The organism is Klebsiella sp. KE9456 (assembly GCF_043832615.1).
Classification (GTDB): Bacteria; Pseudomonadota; Gammaproteobacteria; order Enterobacterales; family Enterobacteriaceae; genus Klebsiella; species Klebsiella indica.
Window position 1 is genome coordinate 1 of record NZ_JBDYQK010000045.1, and the last position, 17,223, is coordinate 17,223.

19 protein-coding genes and 1 other annotated feature are annotated in these 17,223 nt (G+C 51.1%); of the genes, 4 read left to right on the top strand and 15 right to left on the bottom strand.

Translation table 11 applies throughout. The annotated features are described in order from the left end of the window. Positions 1–123 precede the first annotated feature (123 nt). The 3 genes from ABK821_RS24805 to ABK821_RS24815 form a co-directional block, all read right to left on the bottom strand. Positions 124–588, bottom strand: a complete 465-nt coding sequence (locus ABK821_RS24805; RefSeq protein ID WP_138360380.1) for an NlpC/P60 family protein — start codon at positions 586–588, stop codon at positions 124–126. Positions 589–669: 81 nt separating this feature from the next. Beyond that, the gene (btuD, locus tag ABK821_RS24810) at positions 670–1,419 is read right to left on the bottom strand and encodes a vitamin B12 ABC transporter ATP-binding protein BtuD (RefSeq protein WP_138360379.1); all 750 of its coding nucleotides are present in this window, start codon (positions 1,417–1,419) and stop codon (positions 670–672) included. Next, positions 1,419–1,970 carry a glutathione peroxidase gene (locus tag ABK821_RS24815; RefSeq protein ID WP_138360378.1) on the bottom strand — a complete coding sequence of 184 codons (552 nt, stop codon included), beginning with the start codon at positions 1,968–1,970 and terminating at the stop codon, positions 1,419–1,421. Before ABK821_RS24815 ends, btuD begins: the two co-directional genes overlap by 1 nt. A gap of 347 nt (positions 1,971–2,317) precedes the next feature. Between ABK821_RS24815 and ABK821_RS24820 the strand changes: the two genes are divergently transcribed. Further along, on the top strand, positions 2,318–3,118 hold the full coding sequence (locus ABK821_RS24820) for a MetQ/NlpA family lipoprotein (protein WP_308561434.1): 801 nt from the start codon (positions 2,318–2,320) through the stop codon (positions 3,116–3,118). Positions 3,119–3,167: 49 nt separating this feature from the next. Here the strand turns inward: ABK821_RS24820 and btuC are convergent, their stop codons facing one another. The 11 genes from btuC to ABK821_RS24875 form a co-directional block, all read right to left on the bottom strand. Further along, positions 3,168–4,154 (bottom strand): vitamin B12 ABC transporter permease BtuC, encoded by a 987-nt coding sequence (btuC, locus tag ABK821_RS24825; RefSeq protein ID WP_138360376.1) that lies wholly within the window; start codon positions 4,152–4,154, stop codon positions 3,168–3,170. 96 nt (positions 4,155–4,250) lie between these two features. Further along, positions 4,251–4,550: an integration host factor subunit alpha gene (ihfA, locus tag ABK821_RS24830; protein WP_004102960.1), complete on the bottom strand. Its 300-nt coding sequence runs from the start codon at positions 4,548–4,550 to the stop codon at positions 4,251–4,253. 4 nt (positions 4,551–4,554) lie between these two features. Then, on the bottom strand, positions 4,555–6,942 hold the full coding sequence (gene pheT / locus ABK821_RS24835) for a phenylalanine--tRNA ligase subunit beta (RefSeq protein ID WP_343179153.1): 2,388 nt from the start codon (positions 6,940–6,942) through the stop codon (positions 4,555–4,557). A 15-nt stretch (positions 6,943–6,957) separates the two neighbouring features. After that, positions 6,958–7,941, bottom strand: coding sequence for a phenylalanine--tRNA ligase subunit alpha (gene pheS, locus ABK821_RS24840; protein ID WP_138360374.1), 984 nt, complete (start codon positions 7,939–7,941; stop codon positions 6,958–6,960). A gap of 189 nt (positions 7,942–8,130) precedes the next feature. Further along, positions 8,131–8,255: a sequence feature (Phe leader region), on the bottom strand. Further along, positions 8,206–8,250 (bottom strand): pheST operon leader peptide PheM, encoded by a 45-nt coding sequence (gene pheM / locus ABK821_RS24845; RefSeq protein ID WP_001386830.1) that lies wholly within the window; start codon positions 8,248–8,250, stop codon positions 8,206–8,208. It overlaps the preceding feature by 45 nt. Before the next feature lie 117 nt (positions 8,256–8,372). After that, the gene (gene rplT / locus ABK821_RS24850; RefSeq protein WP_138360372.1) at positions 8,373–8,729 is read right to left on the bottom strand and encodes a 50S ribosomal protein L20; all 357 of its coding nucleotides are present in this window, start codon (positions 8,727–8,729) and stop codon (positions 8,373–8,375) included. A gap of 50 nt (positions 8,730–8,779) precedes the next feature. After that, complete coding sequence (rpmI, locus tag ABK821_RS24855) at positions 8,780–8,977, bottom strand: 50S ribosomal protein L35 (RefSeq protein WP_001124225.1); 198 nt, start codon at positions 8,975–8,977, stop codon at positions 8,780–8,782. A gap of 99 nt (positions 8,978–9,076) precedes the next feature. Continuing rightward, positions 9,077–9,619 (bottom strand): translation initiation factor IF-3, encoded by a 543-nt coding sequence (gene infC, locus ABK821_RS24860; protein WP_071845866.1) that lies wholly within the window; start codon positions 9,617–9,619, stop codon positions 9,077–9,079. Positions 9,620–9,622: 3 nt separating this feature from the next. After that, positions 9,623–11,551 (bottom strand): threonine--tRNA ligase, encoded by a 1,929-nt coding sequence (thrS, locus tag ABK821_RS24865; protein ID WP_138360371.1) that lies wholly within the window; start codon positions 11,549–11,551, stop codon positions 9,623–9,625. A 565-nt stretch (positions 11,552–12,116) separates the two neighbouring features. Further along, on the bottom strand, positions 12,117–12,350 hold the full coding sequence (locus tag ABK821_RS24870; RefSeq protein WP_138360370.1) for a hypothetical protein: 234 nt from the start codon (positions 12,348–12,350) through the stop codon (positions 12,117–12,119). 270 nt (positions 12,351–12,620) lie between these two features. Continuing rightward, positions 12,621–13,379, bottom strand: a complete 759-nt coding sequence (locus ABK821_RS24875) for a YdiY family protein (protein ID WP_138360369.1) — start codon at positions 13,377–13,379, stop codon at positions 12,621–12,623. Between the two features lie 290 nt (positions 13,380–13,669). Here ABK821_RS24875 and pfkB point away from each other — a divergent pair, with 290 nt between their 5' ends. After that, positions 13,670–14,602, top strand: a complete 933-nt coding sequence (pfkB, locus tag ABK821_RS24880; RefSeq protein WP_395034203.1) for a 6-phosphofructokinase II — start codon at positions 13,670–13,672, stop codon at positions 14,600–14,602. Positions 14,603–14,987: 385 nt separating this feature from the next. After that, the gene (locus ABK821_RS24885) at positions 14,988–15,860 is read left to right on the top strand and encodes a fructosamine kinase family protein (RefSeq protein WP_138360367.1); all 873 of its coding nucleotides are present in this window, start codon (positions 14,988–14,990) and stop codon (positions 15,858–15,860) included. Between the two features lie 202 nt (positions 15,861–16,062). On the opposite strand, the gene tonB is transcribed toward ABK821_RS24885, so the two are convergent. Continuing rightward, positions 16,063–16,791, bottom strand: coding sequence for a TonB system transport protein TonB (tonB, locus tag ABK821_RS24890; RefSeq protein ID WP_206665969.1), 729 nt, complete (start codon positions 16,789–16,791; stop codon positions 16,063–16,065). 89 nt (positions 16,792–16,880) lie between these two features. Between tonB and ABK821_RS24895 the strand changes: the two genes are divergently transcribed. After that, positions 16,881–17,105, top strand: coding sequence for a recombinase family protein (locus tag ABK821_RS24895; RefSeq protein ID WP_395034204.1), 225 nt, complete (start codon positions 16,881–16,883; stop codon positions 17,103–17,105). Positions 17,106–17,223: the final 118 nt, after the last annotated feature.

Sequence of the window (17,223 nt, forward strand, 5' to 3'; positions counted from 1 at the left end):
GGGTATTGGTGCTATGATCGGCATCGCTCAGTCCGGTTGGTGATTTGGGATATTCAGCGATTGATCAGATCGCATAAACCGGACTGAGTTCCCCCTGAGTGATCTACTATTCCGAGCAGTTATTTAGATCCTTCTCGCCTGCCAGAATTTTTTATGCCAGTAGACATTATTTAACGATGAACGCGTCACGCCCTGACTGGTTGACGCGTGGATAAACTGGTTATTGGTATCGTAAATCCCCACGTGCAGACCGCTCTCGCCAGAACCGGTCTTGAAAAAGACCAGGTCACCGGGTTGCAGTTCGCTCTTATCGATTTCCGTGCCGATTTCCGCCTGCTCACGGGTTTCCCGTGGCAGTTGCATCGAGAATTTATCGCGGAAAGTCATCACCACGAATCCCGAACAATCAACGCCGCGAGGCGACATTCCGCCATAGCGGTACGGCGCGCCACGCCAGTTTTGTAACTGCTCGTTCAGGTTGGCGACCACGACAATAGGATCGGCAAGCCGCGGGTCAGGCGGCGGTGCCCGATGGCTGCTACAGCCCGCCAAAAAGAGCGCAACGAACAAAATGAACCAGTAACGCATCTCAGACGAACCCTCTGTTCCCTGTTTAATTACCAGGATAATCTAGCCTGTTTATCAACCTACTGACAAGGTAACGGCGTGCTACTGTGATGCAACGAGCATAAGATGGCCTGCCACCTCCACTCTTCGGAAAGCCATGGCATAGGCAGCGGTTAAGTTTTCTTCGCTCAGTACTTCACACGTCCGGCCACAGGCGATTGTTTTCCCCTGACAGATAAGCCAGGAATGATGGGCATGCCGGAGAGTATGATTGAGGTCGTGGCTGCTCATCACGATAGCGACCCCTGAAGCGCTAAGTTCGCTTAATAGCCGATCGAGCGCAGCCTGCTGCGCCACATCAAGGCTGTTCATTGGCTCATCCAGCAGTAATAATTGCCCGGATGGATTGGCCTGAGGATGGATTTGCAATATTACCGCCGCCAGGCGCACCCGCTGCCATTCTCCGCCAGAAATGTGGTTTACCTGACGCTCAAGTTTATCGCTAAGACCCAGCGTCCCGGCGACATTCTCCAGTAGCGCGTTGTGCATACCGTTCTGCAAATGCAGTGACAGATAATGCCAGACCGGCATCGCGAAGGGCGGCATCTGATGTTGACACAGCCAGGCGCGATGATGCGCCAGAGCCTGTGCCGGCCAGTCGCTTAACGGCCGCTCGTTCAGCATGACCCGCCCAGGTCCCGTCGCGAGACCCGCCATTCGCGCTAACAGCGTGCTCTTTCCCGCGCCGTTCGGCCCCACAAGGTGAATAATTTCACCTTGTCGGACATCTGCAGAAAACGGCGCCAGACGCCCCGTTTCCTCAACATCCTGTAACTGCATTAAAAACGGCATTATTTCGCTAATGCCTCTTTAATGGCTGCTGCCAGTTGCGGATCGTCCGGCGTCATATCCGGGGAGAACCGGCAGATGACCTGACCGTCACGGCCAATCAGGAATTTTTCGAAGTTCCACAAAATATCATCCACATACAGCGGTGCCCGACCTTTACTGGCCATGCGCTCATAGAAGCCACTGCCTTCAGGCGCCACCGCCTGCGGCGCGGAATCAACCAGCTTCTGATACAAAGGCGCACGATGTTCGCCATTGACATCAATTTTGCTGAACATGGGGAAAGTCACGCCATAGGTCGTGCTACAGAACGTTTTAATCTCCTCCTCACTGCCTGGCTCCTGTCCGAGGAACTGATTACACGGGAAGCCTAGCACGCTAAAACCTTCGCTTTCGAGATCTTTTTGCAGTGCTTCTAACTGCGCATATTGCGGGGTCAGGCCACATTTCGAGGCGACGTTAACGATCAACAACACCTTGCCGGCATAGGGCAGAAGCGTTGTTTTCTCACCATCAATGGTGGTGACTTCAGTATTAAGAATATCGTGTTGCATAGCCTTCCCTCAGTGAATAAAACGGTTTCTGCGTCAGGTGATCCTTATCTACTGTAGCGGATTCAGGCCATGTCATTCTACTTTGAATCGCCCAGGAGTGTCTCTTGATGTAACAAAGCGCGCGACATACATTGGCCGCAACAGCGGCCGAGTAATTCAGTGTACAGAGGTAAATGGATATATACCCGTCATACTTCAAGTTGCATGTGCGTTGGCTTTCCTCGTTCACCCCAGTCACGTACTGGAGTACGCTCCCGGGGATTCACTGCGTCGCCGCCTTCCTGCAACTCGAATAATTTAGGGTATAATACTATCTCGCAGTTTGTTAATTTAAGAGAGTTTTATTGATGAAAAAGATATTTAGCGCAGTGTTAATTGCGGCTTCCGTCACGCTGTTATCAGCCTGCTCGCCGGATGAAGATAATAAGATTAAAGTAGCAATTAACACCGGGCCGGATGAAGCTATCTGGAAAGTCGTAGAACATGTGGCTAAAGAAAAATACAACCTTAATGTCGAAGTGATCTCGTTTAATGATTACGTGCTGCCTAACGAAGCCTTAAACAATAAAGACGTCGATGTTAACGCTTTCCAGACGCTACCGTATCTTGACGCGCAGTCAAAAGAACGCGGCTATAAATTTGCTATTGTCGGTAAAACTTTTGTTTTCCCGATTGCGGCTTACTCTAAGAAAATCAAAAATATCAGTGAATTGCCAGATGGTGCGACAATTACTCTGTCAAATGAAGCCACGACGCTGGGACGCAGCCTGTTGCTGCTGCAGGCCCAGGGTTTAATCAAGCTGAAGGATGGCGTGGGTTACCTGCCGACAACACTGGATATTATCAACAATCCCAAACAACTGAAAATTGTCGAAGTCGATACGCCGCAGTTGACCCGCACGCTGGATGACCCAAACGTTGCGCTGTCGATTATTAATACTAACTTCTCCGCCCAGGCGGGTTTGTCCGCTGCCCGCGATGGTTTATTTATGGAAGGCCCGGACTCTCCGTACGTCAACGCCATCGTTTCCCGTCAGGATAATAAAGACAGCAAGAAGGTTCAGGAACTGAAAAATGCGTTCCAGACCCAGGATGTTGCCGACAAAGCTGCGGAAGTCTACAAAGGCGATGCCATTAAAGGCTGGTAACACGTTTTTCCCCCACAGGCGCAGCGCCTGCGGGGGAAGCGTTGACCTATCATTGCGGACGCGCAGATTTCAATAATAACCAGACAAACACCGGCGCCCCCAGCGTAGCGGTGACCACACCGATAGGTAACTCCGCCGCCGGCAGCGCCAGACGCGCGACAATGTCGGCCACCAGCAGTGCGCTGGCTCCCGCTAACAGACAGGCCGGGAGCAGCACGCGATGATCGCTCAAACCGCATAAACGCAGAATATGCGGAATAACCAGACCGATAAAACCAATTGCCCCGGCCAGCGCCACGCTGACGCCCACCAGCCAGCCCGTGGTGATTACCAGCAGGTTACGCCACAGCGCCAGCGGCAATCCCAACTGGCGAGCAGAAACCTCCCCCAGCGCCAATAAATTCAGCGGCTGCGATTGCAGGCACACCCAGGCCAACACCGGTAATAACGCCAGCATCAACCATAGCTGTTGCCAGTCAACGCCGCCAAAACCGCCCATCATCCAGTACATCAGTTGGCGAAGATCAAACGACGTGGAAAAATAGACCGCCCAGGTCATCAGCGCGCTACAAATAATGCCGAGCGCAACGCCCGCCAGCAGCAGACGACTGGTTGATAAATGCCGCCTGGCGAAGCGCAGTAAAATAAAGGTGATGATCAGCGCCCCCATGATCGCGCACAGCCCCAGAGCCCAGTCGGGCAGCCACCCTTTGCCCAACAAAACGGCTGCAATCAAGCCCACCCCGGCACCGTTGGAAACCCCCAGCAGCCCTGGTTCGGCCAGCGGGTTTTCAAACAACGCCTGCATAACCGCCCCCGAAAGCGCCAGCGCGGCGCCGACCAGCAAAACAGCCAGCGTCCGCGGCAGACGGATCTGCCAGATAAAAAGCTCGCCTTTGGCGCTGAACCATTCGCCAGGGCCTATCCACTGGTCGCCTGCGCACAGGCTGATGATTGACGTTATCAACAACAACAGCGTTAATCCGGCAAGCCATCGCCAGTTATGACGCCGTTGAATTTGAGCAAAAATCAGCATAGATTCCGAAATCCACAACAGGAATGTGATTGATTTTACTGTATTCAGCAAAGAAAAGAAAAAAGGCCGCATAGCGGCCTTTTTGGTTAGTTCAGATTATTTGTCTCTGGGTGACGCATTTTCGACACGGCTTTTTAGCTTCTGACCGGGTCTGAACGTCACAACTCGCCGGGCTGTGATTGGAATATCCTCTCCCGTTTTCGGATTACGACCCGGGCGTTGGTTCTTATCACGCAAATCGAAGTTGCCGAACCCGGAGAGTTTTACCTGCTCACCGTTTTCCAGAGCGCGACGGACCTCTTCGAAAAACAACTCTACCAGCTCTTTAGCATCCCGCTTGCTAAGCCCAAGCTTATCAAACAGATATTCTGACATTTCAGCTTTTGTAAGCGCCATAGGTTCAATCCCTCAATGATGCCTGGAATCGCTCTTTCAATGCCTCTACACATTTGGCGACGGTAGCGGCAATCTCCTCTTCTTCGAGTGTACGGCTGGTATCCTGGAGGATTAGGCTAATCGCAAGACTCTTAAAGCCTTCCGCCACACCTTTACCGCAGTACACGTCAAATAAGTTTACGCCAACTACCTGATTTACGCCAACTTTCTTACACTCGGCTAAAACATCGGCTGCCGGCACATTTTCCGCCACAACAACAGCGATGTCACGACGGTTAGCCGGGAAGCGAGAAATCTCGCGCGCCTGAGGCACCACGCGGTCTGCAAGCTTGTTCCACTCCAGTTCAAATACCAAAGTGCGACCGTTCAGATCCAGTTTACGTTCCAGTTCGGGATGAACAACCCCAATAAAACCAATGCGTTCACCTTTCAGATAAATCGCTGCCGACTGGCCTGGATGCAGTGCCGGATTCGCTTCCGCCCTGAACTGAATGTCGGCCAGTTTACCGGTGAGTTCCAGCACCGCCTCCAGATCGCCTTTCAGATCATAAAAATCAACGGTCTCTTTCGCCAGATTCCAGTGTTCTTCATAGCGGTTGCCGCAAATGACGCCCGCCAGCATCAGATCCTGACGAATACCCAGATATGCCTGGGTATCCGGCACAAAACGCAGACCGGTTTCGAAGATGCGCACACGATTCTGCTGCCGGTTCTGGTTATAGACCACGGTTGACAACAGACCGGTCCACAGTGAAAGACGCATGGCCGACATCTCTATGGAGATCGGGCTTGGTAGAATCAGCGCCTCTTCCCCCGGATGTAACAGTTGCTGAACCTTCGGATCGACAAAGCTATAGGTGATCACTTCCTGATAACCTTTGTCATTAAGCATGGTTTTCACACGTTTCAGCGACAAGCTGGCTTCACGATGGCTACCCATGATTAAACCTGCCTGAATCGGCTTGTCAGGAATGTTATTGTAGCCATACACGCGCGCCACTTCTTCGACCAGGTCTTCTTCAATCTCCATGTCGAAACGCCAGCTCGGCGCAACCGCTTTCCACTCATCCTGACCTTCTGCCACTTCACAGCCAAGACGGCGCAGAATATCACCCACCAGCTCATCCGAAATGTGATGCCCGATCAGACGATCCAGCTTGCTACGGCGCAATGTAATGCGCGCCCGTTCAGGCAGCGTCGCCTCATTTGTAACGTCGATAACCGGACCGGCTTCACCACCGCAAATATCGATCAACAAACGGGTGGCGCGCTCCATTGCTTTGTACTGCAACGCCGGGTCCACACCGCGTTCATAGCGGTGGGAAGCATCCGTATGCAGACCGTGGCGACGCGCACGACCGGTAATAGACAGTGGGCTAAAGAAAGCACATTCCAGCAGAACGTTTTGCGTTTCCCCATTCACACCGGAATGCTCACCGCCGAAGATCCCGCCCATTGCCAGCGCTTTCTGATGGTCAGCAATAACCAGGGTGTCGGTATCCAGCGTCGCCTTGGAACCGTCCAGCAGCACCAGGGTTTCTCCTGCATGCGCCATACGTACGACAATCCCGCCTTCAATGCGATCTTTGTCGAATGCATGCATCGGCTGACCCAGTTCGAGCAGCACATAGTTGGTCACATCAACCACTGCGTCAATAGAGCGGATACCACAACGGCGCAGTTTCTCTTTCATCCACAGCGGCGTCGGCGCGCTGACATTAATACCTTTTACTACGCGGCCCAGATAGCGCGGACATGCATCCGTGGCGTCAACCTGAATGGGCAGAACATCATCAATGGTCGCCGCAACCGGCGTGATTTCTGGCATATTCAGCGGTGCTTTGTTAAGTACCGCCACATCGCGTGCCACGCCGATAATCCCCAGACAGTCCGCGCGGTTCGGCGTCACGCTGATTTCGATGGCGTTATCGTCCAGCTTCAGGTATTCGCGGATGTCGGTCCCCAGCGGCGCATCGGCAGGCAACTCGATGATGCCACTATGGTCGTCGGAAATCCCCAGTTCGGAGAACGAGCACAGCATTCCTTCTGACGGCTCACCGCGTAGTTTAGCTGCTTTAATTTTGAAATCGCCCGGCAGAACCGCGCCAATGGTCGCAACGGCGACCTTCAGGCCCTGACGGCAGTTTGGCGCGCCGCAAACGATGTCCAGCAGACGTTCGCCACCGATGTTGATTTTCGTTACCCGCAGTTTATCGGCATTGGGGTGCTGCGCGCATTCAACCACCTCCCCCACAACAACGCCATTAAAGCTTCCCGCTACGGGCTCTACGCCATCCACTTCGAGCCCGGCCATGGTTATCTGTTCTGCAAGCGCTGCGCTATCGATAGCCGGGTTCACCCACTCGCGTAACCACAGTTCACTGAATTTCATTGTTCTGTCCTGCCCTTATTTAAACTGTTTGAGGAAACGCAAATCGTTTTCGAAGAATGCGCGTAAGTCGGTTACGCCATAGCGCAGCATCGTCAACCGCTCCATGCCCATGCCGAAAGCAAAGCCAGAGTAGATTTCTGGATCAATACCGACATTGCGTAGTACATTCGGATGCACCATGCCACAGCCGAGCACTTCCAGCCATTTACCATTTTTACCCATGACATCCACTTCGGCAGACGGTTCAGTAAACGGGAAATAGGACGGACGAAAACGAATTTGCAGATCTTCTTCAAAGAAGTTACGCAAAAAATCGTGCAGCGTTCCCTTCAGGTTGGTGAAGCTGATATTCGTATCAACGATCAGTCCTTCCATTTGGTGGAACATTGGGGTGTGGGTTTGATCGTAGTCGTTACGATACACGCGGCCAGGCGCAATAATGCGGATCGGCGGCTGTTGGTTAGCCATGGTGCGAATCTGCACGCCTGATGTCTGCGTGCGCAGAAGGCGGGTGGCATCAAACCAGAAAGTGTCGTGGTCAGCGCGTGCCGGATGGTGACCGGGAATGTTTAAGGCATCGAAGTTGTGGTAATCATCTTCAATTTCCGGGCCGGTCGCAACGGTAAAGCCAAGCTCACCGAAGAAACTTTCAATGCGGTCGATGGTACGGGTAACCGGATGCAGACCGCCGTTTTCGATACGACGTCCTGGCAGAGAGATATCGATAGTCTCAGCGGCCAGACGGGCATTGAGCGCCGCGCTTTCGAGCTCAGCTTTACGCGCATTTAGCGCCTGCTGAACCTGCTCTTTGGCTTCGTTGATAACCGCACCGGCTGCCGGACGCTCTTCAGCAGGCAGCTCACGCAGGGTTGTCATCTGAAGGGTTAACTGCCCTTTCTTCCCCAGGTATTCCACGCGGACATTATCCAGCGTAGCAACATCTGATGCCTCGTTAATGGCTGCCTTCGCACTGGCAACCAGCTCTGCGAGATGTGACATGGTTTTCCTCATTGTGTCGGTGCAGACACCGGTTCGTTGGACTAAATTTATCTGTGCTGTACACCATTACTCTGTCGTTCGAGTTGCAGGCAAGCGGCGAAGGAGTGCGCCCCCGGACATTGACATAATAACCACATGATCGGGGTGAACGATCGCCAGCAACGCATTTGCAACCTGGAATACGACGAGTAAAAAAAAGCCTCCACTTGGGAGGCTTCAGGGCGCTGTTTTCCGTTTCTTCTTTCACGCGCTAGCCTCCTGCGTTCAGGTGCTAAAGTAAAAAAAGAAACGGAAAATAGCAGCATTCATGCTTGCGTTACCTTGTCTGGTAAGAAACGTAAGGCCGTATTGAAAGGCTTACGGTTATAAAAGTCAATGTATTGCTACTCCTGAAACGAAAAGAGGGAGACTAGCCCCCTCTTTCAACTGGCTTATGCCAGTGCTGCTTTCGCTTTTTCGACCAGCGCGGAGAACGCTAATTTGTCGAACACGGCGATATCAGCCAGGATCTTACGGTCGATTTCAACAGAGGCTTTTTTCAGGCCGTTGATGAATTTGCTGTAAGAAATACCGTTCTGACGTGCTGCTGCGTTGATACGCGCAATCCACAGTTGACGGAACTGACGCTTACGTTGACGACGGTCACGGTAAGCATACTGACCTGCTTTGATAACAGCCTGGAAGGCAACGCGGTATACGCGAGAACGCGCACCGTAGTAGCCTTTAGCTTGTTTCAAAATTTTCTTGTGACGTGCACGGGCAACTACACCACGTTTTACGCGAGCCATATGTGCTCTCCTGTATCTATTCTAATTAAAAAGTTAAAAGGGTTAACGACTTATGCGTACGGCAGGCACGCGATGACCAGGCCCAGATCGCCTTTGGATACCATGGCTTTCGGACGCAGATGACGTTTACGCTTAGTAGCTTTTTTAGTCAGAATATGACGCAGGTTAGCGTGCTTATGCTTAAAACCACCTTTACCGGTTTTTTTGAAGCGCTTAGCAGCACCGCGTACGGTCTTAATTTTTGGCATTTTAATAACTTCCACTTCGCATTGTTAATTAACGAAACTGAGGCGAACAACGCCCGCGGAACCCACAACAGGCACCACGGGTATTGCTACTTGAAGGCCTTACTGTTTCTTCTTAGGAGCGAGCACCATGATCATCTGGCGGCCTTCGATCTTCGTGGGGAAGGATTCGACTACTGCCAGTTCACTCAGATCGTCACGGACGCGGTTAAGCACTTCCATACCGATCTGTTGGTGGGCCATTTCACGACCACGAAAACGCAGTGTGATTTTGGCCTTATCGCCATCTTCCAGAAAGCGAACCAGGCTGCGGAGTTTTACCTGGTAATCGCCATCATCGGTGCCAGGTCGGAATTTGATTTCCTTAACCTGAATAACTTTTTGCTTTTTCTTCTGTTCCTTGGAAGACTTACTCTTTTCATAAAGGAACTTGCCGTAGTCCATTATACGACAAACTGGCGGTTCGGCGTTAGGGCTGATTTCAACTAAGTCTACTCCAGCCTCTTCAGCCTTTTCGATAGCTTCTCTCAGACTCACAATACCCAGTTGCTCACCTTCCAGACCTGTTAAGCGAACTTCCTGGGCGCGAATCTCGCCATTAATACGATTCGGACGTGCCGTTTGAACTCGTTTTCCGCCTTTAATACCTTATTCCTCCAGTTGTTGAAGACTGCGGCTGCGAATTTCTTGTTGCAGCTTCTCAATCATTTCATTTACGTCCATGCTGCCGAGGTCTTTCCCGCGACGTGTGCGCACGGCCACTTTGCCGGCTTCGACTTCTTTGTCGCCACAGACCAACATATACGGGACACGACGTAAAGTATGCTCGCGGATTTTAAAGCCTATCTTCTCATTTCTCAAGTCCGCTTTTACGCGAATGCCCGCATTTTGTAGTTTACGCGTCAATTCGTTAACGTATTCAGCCTGAGAATCCGTAATATTCATGACCACGACCTGGACTGGCGCAAGCCAGCTTGGGAAGAAGCCCGCAAATTCTTCGGTCAGGATGCCGATAAAACGCTCCAGAGAACCAAGAATAGCGCGGTGAATCATTACAGGAACCTGTCGTTCATTATTTTCACCAACATAAGAGGCGCTTAAACGCTGCGGCAGGGAGAAGTCCAGCTGTACAGTACCGCACTGCCAGGCACGATCGAGGCAGTCATACAGCGTAAATTCAATTTTCGGACCATAAAATGCGCCCTCACCCAGTTGATATTCAAACGGGATGTTATTTTCTTCCAGCGCCACCGCCAGATCCGCTTCAGCGCGATCCCATGTTTCATCGCTACCGATACGTTTTTCCGGACGCGTTGACAGTTTGACGACGATCTTATCGAAGCCAAAGGTACTGTACATATCGTAGACCATACGAATACAGGCGTTCACTTCATCACGCACCTGATCTTCCGTACAGAAGATATGCGCATCATCCTGAGTAAAGCCACGTACGCGCATCAGACCATGCAGCGCGCCTGACGGCTCGTTACGATGGCAACTCCCGAATTCAGCCATACGCAATGGCAGATCGCGGTAGGATTTCAGCCCCTGGTTGAAAATCTGTACGTGCCCCGGACAGTTCATCGGCTTGATGCAATATTCACGGTTCTCAGAAGACGTGGTGAACATCGCATCTTTATAGTTGTCCCAGTGGCCGGTTTTTTCCCATAGCACACGGTCCATCATAAACGGGCCTTTAACTTCCTGATACTGGTACTCTTTCAGCTTAGAACGCACGAACGTTTCCAGTTCACGGAAGATAGTCCAGCCGTCGTTGTGCCAGAACACCATGCCCGGGGCCTCTTCCTGCATATGATACAGGTCAAGCTGCTTACCGATTTTACGGTGGTCACGCTTTGCGGCTTCTTCAAGACGCTGCAGATAGGCGTTCAGCGATTTTTTATCCGCCCAGGCGGTGCCGTAGATACGCTGCAGCATTTTATTGTTACTGTCGCCGCGCCAGTACGCTCCCGCGGTCTTCATTAATTTGAAATGATGACAGAAACGCATATTCGGCACGTGCGGCCCGCGGCACATGTCGATATATTCTTCGTGATGATACAAACCAGGTTTGTCATCATGCGCAATATTTTCATCAAGAATAGAGACTTTATAGCTCTCACCGCGATTCACAAAGGTTTCACGCGCTTCGTGCCAGCTGACTTTCTTCTTGATGACATCATAGTTTTTCTCGGCGAGCTCGTGCATACGTTTTTCGAGCGCATCGATATCTTCCTGGGTCAGGGTATGGTCCAGATCGACATCATAATAGAAACCATTGTCGACAACCGGACCGATCGCCATCCTGGTATTTGGCCACAGCTGTTTAATCGCATGCCCCAAAAGGTGTGCGCAGGAGTGACGAATAATCTCAAGACCATCTTCATCTTTAGCGGTGATGATAGATAACGTTGCGTCGTTTTCAATGGGATCACAGGCGTCAACCAGCTCGCCGTTGACACGGCCAGCAATCGTGGCTTTCGCCAGACCCGGACCGATATCCAGAGCAACATCCATCGGGCTCACAGCATGATCAAAATGGCGTTGGCTGCCATCAGGAAGCGTAATTACAGGCATTTCATGTCCTTATTTGCAGTGGTGCCCCACACGAAAGAGCACATACAAAACAATATAATCATAATTATCAACAAGTTCAGACCCAGTTCCCGCTTCACTCTGCGAAAGTATGTTTGCGACCGTTTCCCGATTCGCCCCCACCTGCAGCCGCTCGTTGATAACACCAACGGTTAGTTTACACATCATTACTGTGTGATTAAAGTCACGTGAGGTCATCCCCGTCATATTTCAAGCTGCGGTGCGTTGGCAATACTCGCCCCATCCCCGGCCCGCGACAGGCAGGGCCCGCGCAAGTGCGGGTCCAAAACGGTTAACCGTTTTGTTCTGAAACTCGAATCATTTAGAGTATCAATAGCTATTATTGATTGAGAAATAAAAATTGCTGGATAATTATGTTAACATTGCGCCATAAAGAGAATAATAGCACACAATCCCAATCGCAAAAAAAATAGCAATAGACACTATAAATATCTGACATTAAAAATGCGAAAAGCCTGCGGCTACATCTTTAACCTGCTTATCGCCAGAAAAAATACGCAAATATAAAATAGATTACCGTCGAATATCAGGACCATTCACCCGCTACAAGCTTATGCACATCAAATGCATCATTCATTGACTGACCGGTTGATTGCGAACCCGGCGCAATATTGGAGCCCGCTTCAACATCGGTGGCTTTAGCGATACCGATTGGCGTATGGTGATTGTCATCCGGTTGGGGCAACGGGGTGGCAGCGAATGCGCCGAAAGATATCATGCACAACATTGTTGCCGCCAGTGCGATTTTGCTATTTCTCATGATAGTTATTCTCTTATTTATTACAGGTAATAACATGGAAAAACCCGCTTCTCCACTGTTGTCCAGTATAGATCCAAATCACATTTTTGTCCGAGGAAATAGTTGTCTTTTTGTGTCAAATTAACTCTGCATTGGTTAGCAAAAAATGATTACGTGGAATGCATACAGGCCCGTTCTTTTTATAAAAGACAAAACAAGAGACCAGAAATAATAACACTATACATTGCTATATGTTAAAACGATCAGGCCGGAAAATCCGGCCTGAAAATACTACATTTTATATCCAAGCGACACTGTCGTGCGCCGGTCAGTATGTTCCGGAGCTGAAGAAGGAGGCTGAGAGTTCCACGTCAGGTTATAGGCCACTTTGAGAGCAAAATGTGCATTGATAGCAACGTTTAATGCGCTTTCTGAGTTCAGCGTCGTATCGTCAGATCCGAATACCGAGACACCCTGCGTAAATTTGGTGTTATCCGTCATCTGCCACGCCCATGTTCCTGATGCGTAGCCCAGCGGCCGGGTTTTGTCATCGCCATCGGTATACTCGTCATAACGTACGCCAGGACCAAATTCAACACGCAAACTATAAATCGGGCCATTCAGAACCTGTCGACCATAACCTGCGGTTAGCACATCACGTTGCTGATAACCGTTATAACGATCCGTCAGCCAGCTTGCCTGACCAAAAAGATAATTCTGGTCAGTCAGATTATAACGGCTACGCCCACCAACCGCGTACTTTTCTGAAGAACGCTCATCGTTTGAAGAGGTATTGCTGGCATTCCCCCACAACGACCATGCAGTGGTGCCACCATACCAGGTCAAAGTGGAGTCCGCGGTCATCGAGGAACTTTTCGTATTGCCGGACTGCGCCAGATAGCCGGCATTAACAGTACCTTCGAAAGGTTTTTTGGCTGTGGAAGGGTCATCCATGACAGTAAAAACGGAATCATCGGCGATTGCGCATGCAGACGCAAAAAGCCCTCCCGCCAGCATGACTGCTGCGGGTACTGTCTTTAAAAGCTTCATTTAATTTAAAGTCCGTACACATAAAAGGAGACTCGAAAGGTCCCGGAAACTTTCGCGAGGATCGTTGATTGTCGACCCTAAGAAAGGGAGTAAATTATAAAAAAGCACGATTAACTTAGCAATCAATTACTATTTCATTTTTTGTATAAGACGCTTCTCAAAACAATTTTTCGTTCATAAAGATAAAAACAGCAACGTTTATGCATATCCTTAACATTGACTTCTCTCGCCCCTGTTGACGGCTATGGTTTAAAAACAGTGTGGCAGTCCCGTATTATGGAGGAAATCGGATGACCAAAATCTATACGCTCACGCTCGCCCCCTCTCTCGACAGCGCTACGCAAACACCGCAAATGTATCCTGAAGGCAAGTTACGCTGTAGCGCCCCTGTGTTTGAGCCTGGCGGTGGCGGCATTAATGTCGCGCGGGCGATTACCTTTCTTGGCGGCAGCGCTACCGCGATCTTCCCGGTCGGCGGCGCCACCGGTGAACACCTGACGACACTGCTGATGGGTGAGCATGTCCCGGTGGACACGGTAGAAGCGGCAGACTGGACACGGCAGAATCTTCATGTACATGTCAACGCCAGCGGTGAGCAGTATCGTTTCGTGATGCCGGGCGCAGCATTAACTAAGGAGGAGTTCCATCTGCTTGAGGAAAAAGTTCTCATGCTCACGCCCGGCTCACTGTTAGTCATCAGCGGGAGCCTGCCTCCAGGGATTAGCGTCGATAACCTGCGGCACTTAGTCAAAAATGCGCAACAGCATGGCTTGCGCTGCATTGTGGATAGCTCCGGTGAGGCGCTCGCCGCGGCCCTTGAAGTCGGCAATATTGAACTGGTAAAACCGAATCAGAAAGAACTTAGCGCCCTTGTGCAACGCGATCTCAGCCAGCCTGATGATGTGCGCAAGGCCGCACAACAGTTAATCGACTCGGGAAAAGCCCATCGGGTCGTCGTTTCACTGGGTCCGCAGGGGGCTTTAGGCGTTGATGCGGACGGCTGCGTCCAGGTCGTACCGCCGCCAATGAAAAGCCAGAGTACCGTCGGCGCCGGGGACAGTATGGTCGGCGCAATGACCTTACGGCTGGCGGAAAACGCCTCGCTCGAAGATATGGTTCGCTTTGGTGTTGCAGCGGGGAGCGCCGCAACAATAAATCAGGGTACCCGACTTTGCTCGCTGGAAAATACGCAAAAAATCTACGACTACCTGCGCGGTCGTTAGTCTCTTGATTCCCGCTGTCACGTCGGCGGGAGTCGCCAAATCATCACGATGGTCTATGCTAAAAAATCCATGGATAACACCGTTCTAAAAGTAAGGAGCACAATTATTACGTATTTCGCCACTGTTACGGATATAAATAATCATTACATTGGCAGGATAAGTCGTCGTATTTTTCGCCAGACTAACGTTGCCTTATATGAAGATGACGAAAATCTTCACATATCCGGGATCAATGCTTTTGGCCTGCTTTCACGTTTAGCGTGGGTACAAGATCAATAAGTGCGATTAGCGCAACAGAAAACGTTCAGTTGTGCGTCAGTTCGAATTTTACACTCGGATTATGCGCTAACCTTATGAAATGTTGGAAAACATGGGGAGAGACAGCATGTGGCAAGCTATCAGCAATTTGTTACGCGACTGGCACAGCGAAGCAGCTGAAATCGAACTGCGCAGTGAACTACCAGGGGGGGAGATTCACGCAGCCTGGCATTTACGCTTCGGCGGGCGGGATTACTTCGTAAAATGCGACGAACGGGAGCTTTTGCCCATATTTACCGCCGAGGCCGATCAACTCGAGCTCTTGTCGCGCAGTAAAACCGTTAATGTGCCCCAGGTTTTTGCTGTTGGCAGCGATCGGGATTACAGTTTCCTGGTCATGGAATATCTCCCGCCTCGCCCTCTGGATGCGCATAACGCTTTCCTGTTAGGCCAGCAAATTGCACGTTTACATCAATGGAGCGATCAACCCCAGTTTGGCCTGGATTTCGATAACCACCTTTCCACCACTCCCCAACCAAATGCCTGGCAGCGCCGCTGGTCCACCTTCTTCGCCGAGCAGCGTATCGGCTGGCAACTGGAACTGGCTGCCGAAAAAGGCCTACGTTTTGGCAATATTGATAGCCTCGTCAACGCCGTCCAACAGCGGCTGAGTAATCATCAACCTCAGCCATCATTGCTCCACGGTGATTTATGGTCCGGTAACTGCGCGCTCGGGCCAAACGGGCCTTATATTTTCGATCCAGCCTGCTATTGGGGGGATAGAGAGTGCGATCTGGCAATGCTACCGCTACATCCTGAACAGCCGGCCCAAATTTATGATGGCTACCAATCCGTTTCACCACTGCCGTCCGGGTTCCTTGAACGTCAACCCCTTTATCAGCTCTATACCTTGCTGAATCGCGCGATTCTGTTTGGCGGGCAACATCTGGTGACCGCACAGAAAGCGCTGGATGAGGTATTGATGGAGAAGGCGCCGTAACGCCGCGCCCTGTGTCACACCGGGGGTGAACGGTCAACAAAAAGAGGCCCAGCGTTTGCGGTTGCTGATTGTGTACCTGCTCAATGTGATCTCTCAGCCTGCTTGCCAGACATGTCACCACGTCTCAAGGATCAGCAAATGATTTATTAGTACAGGTTGACAGGCCTCCCTTATTTCCTGAGGGTGGCCTGATTTCACACCATTAATTCATGTCCACGCCTTTGAGACGGAACTGAATGGTCATGGTGATTCCGGTACCCGGTTTACCCGCTTGATAACGCCATTTACGTAAAGCGTTTTTCACTTCACGTTCAAACATATTGGCGGGTTGAGCGGAAAGGATCTGCACGTTATCCACGCGACCATCTGCCGTAACATCAAACTTAACCCTCACCGATCCCTCGATACGCAGTGCCTGAGCGCGCGGAGGGTATACAGGTTTACCCCGGCGTAATGCCTGAGGGCCGGTTGGCGCCGTTACGGTGGGCTTCGCCGCCGCTGTAGACGTACTCGGCGCAGTACGCGCAGGTGCCGTATTTTGGCTCTCAAAGGGCGAGGCCGAACGGGTTTCCGCAGGCTTCACATCACGCTTAGGCTGTTCGACCTTTTTTTCCGGTTTCGGTTTCGGTTTTGGCTTTGGTTTCGGCTTGGGTTTATGGATAACAACCGGCGCCTCTTTAGGCGGTTCCGGCATCACTTCGGGTTCGGGTTCAGGTTCTGGCTCCACAACGGGTTCAACTACCGGCTGGGCGGCCGCGGGCGGCTCCAGATCTGCCGGAGCCACCATCGTAATCTCGATAGGCTGTGATGGCGAAGGCCGTTCAATAACCTGATGTACCGATGTATAAAGCAACGCCGCGACAACACCGCCATGGATAGCCACGGACAGTAGCGTGGGCCACGGAAAGCGACGAGGTAAATCAAAGGTCATTGTATTTGAGCTATTCGGCGAGGTAGCATAAGCCATAGTTTTTCAAGGTTCTTTGCTAATTGATAATCATTTACGTCGAGTCTATCACTATGCGTCAAGTAATTACATACCTTCGTTTCAGCAGTAAGCCACAAGAACGTGGTGACTCAATACGCCGCCAGAAAGGTCTGTTTGAGAGATGGCTGAAAGATAACCCTGATGCAAAAGTTGTCGATGAATTCTCTGATGAAGGTGCATCGGCATATCACGGTCACCATCTGAAAGGCGATTTTGGCCGAATGCTTCAAAAGATACAGGATGGTAAGTTGTATTAGTCGCGACTTGATCTGACACATGGCCTTGAAAGGTTGAGAGTTACCGGTTTTGATATGGGTGTCGAATCCTTATACAAAACACGAGGTAACTCTCATGCTTCATACTACCAATCCCGTT

What these genes read in the sequence shown, in the direction of transcription:
- ihfA (WP_004102960.1), bottom strand. Translation starts at nt 4,550, where the DNA reads ATGGCGCTTACAAAAGCTGAAATGTCAGAATATCTGTTTGATAAGCTT.
- ABK821_RS24885 (WP_138360367.1), top strand. Translation starts at nt 14,988, where the DNA reads ATGTGGCAAGCTATCAGCAATTTGTTACGCGACTGGCACAGCGAAGCA.
- pfkB (WP_395034203.1), top strand. Translation starts at nt 13,670, where the DNA reads ATGACCAAAATCTATACGCTCACGCTCGCCCCCTCTCTCGACAGCGCT.
- ABK821_RS24805 (WP_138360380.1), bottom strand. Translation starts at nt 588, where the DNA reads ATGCGTTACTGGTTCATTTTGTTCGTTGCGCTCTTTTTGGCGGGCTGT.
- btuD (WP_138360379.1), bottom strand. Translation starts at nt 1,419, where the DNA reads ATGCCGTTTTTAATGCAGTTACAGGATGTTGAGGAAACGGGGCGTCTG.
- rplT (WP_138360372.1), bottom strand. Translation starts at nt 8,729, where the DNA reads ATGGCTCGCGTAAAACGTGGTGTAGTTGCCCGTGCACGTCACAAGAAA.
- thrS (WP_138360371.1), bottom strand. Translation starts at nt 11,551, where the DNA reads ATGCCTGTAATTACGCTTCCTGATGGCAGCCAACGCCATTTTGATCAT.
- pheS (WP_138360374.1), bottom strand. Translation starts at nt 7,941, where the DNA reads ATGTCACATCTCGCAGAGCTGGTTGCCAGTGCGAAGGCAGCCATTAAC.
- ABK821_RS24870 (WP_138360370.1), bottom strand. Translation starts at nt 12,350, where the DNA reads ATGAGAAATAGCAAAATCGCACTGGCGGCAACAATGTTGTGCATGATA.
- ABK821_RS24815 (WP_138360378.1), bottom strand. Translation starts at nt 1,970, where the DNA reads ATGCAACACGATATTCTTAATACTGAAGTCACCACCATTGATGGTGAG.
- ABK821_RS24895 (WP_395034204.1), top strand. Translation starts at nt 16,881, where the DNA reads ATGCGTCAAGTAATTACATACCTTCGTTTCAGCAGTAAGCCACAAGAA.
- ABK821_RS24820 (WP_308561434.1), top strand. Translation starts at nt 2,318, where the DNA reads ATGAAAAAGATATTTAGCGCAGTGTTAATTGCGGCTTCCGTCACGCTG.
- btuC (WP_138360376.1), bottom strand. Translation starts at nt 4,154, where the DNA reads ATGCTGATTTTTGCTCAAATTCAACGGCGTCATAACTGGCGATGGCTT.
- pheT (WP_343179153.1), bottom strand. Translation starts at nt 6,942, where the DNA reads ATGAAATTCAGTGAACTGTGGTTACGCGAGTGGGTGAACCCGGCTATC.
- ABK821_RS24875 (WP_138360369.1), bottom strand. Translation starts at nt 13,379, where the DNA reads ATGAAGCTTTTAAAGACAGTACCCGCAGCAGTCATGCTGGCGGGAGGG.
- rpmI (WP_001124225.1), bottom strand. Translation starts at nt 8,977, where the DNA reads ATGCCAAAAATTAAGACCGTACGCGGTGCTGCTAAGCGCTTCAAAAAA.
- tonB (WP_206665969.1), bottom strand. Translation starts at nt 16,791, where the DNA reads ATGACCTTTGATTTACCTCGTCGCTTTCCGTGGCCCACGCTACTGTCC.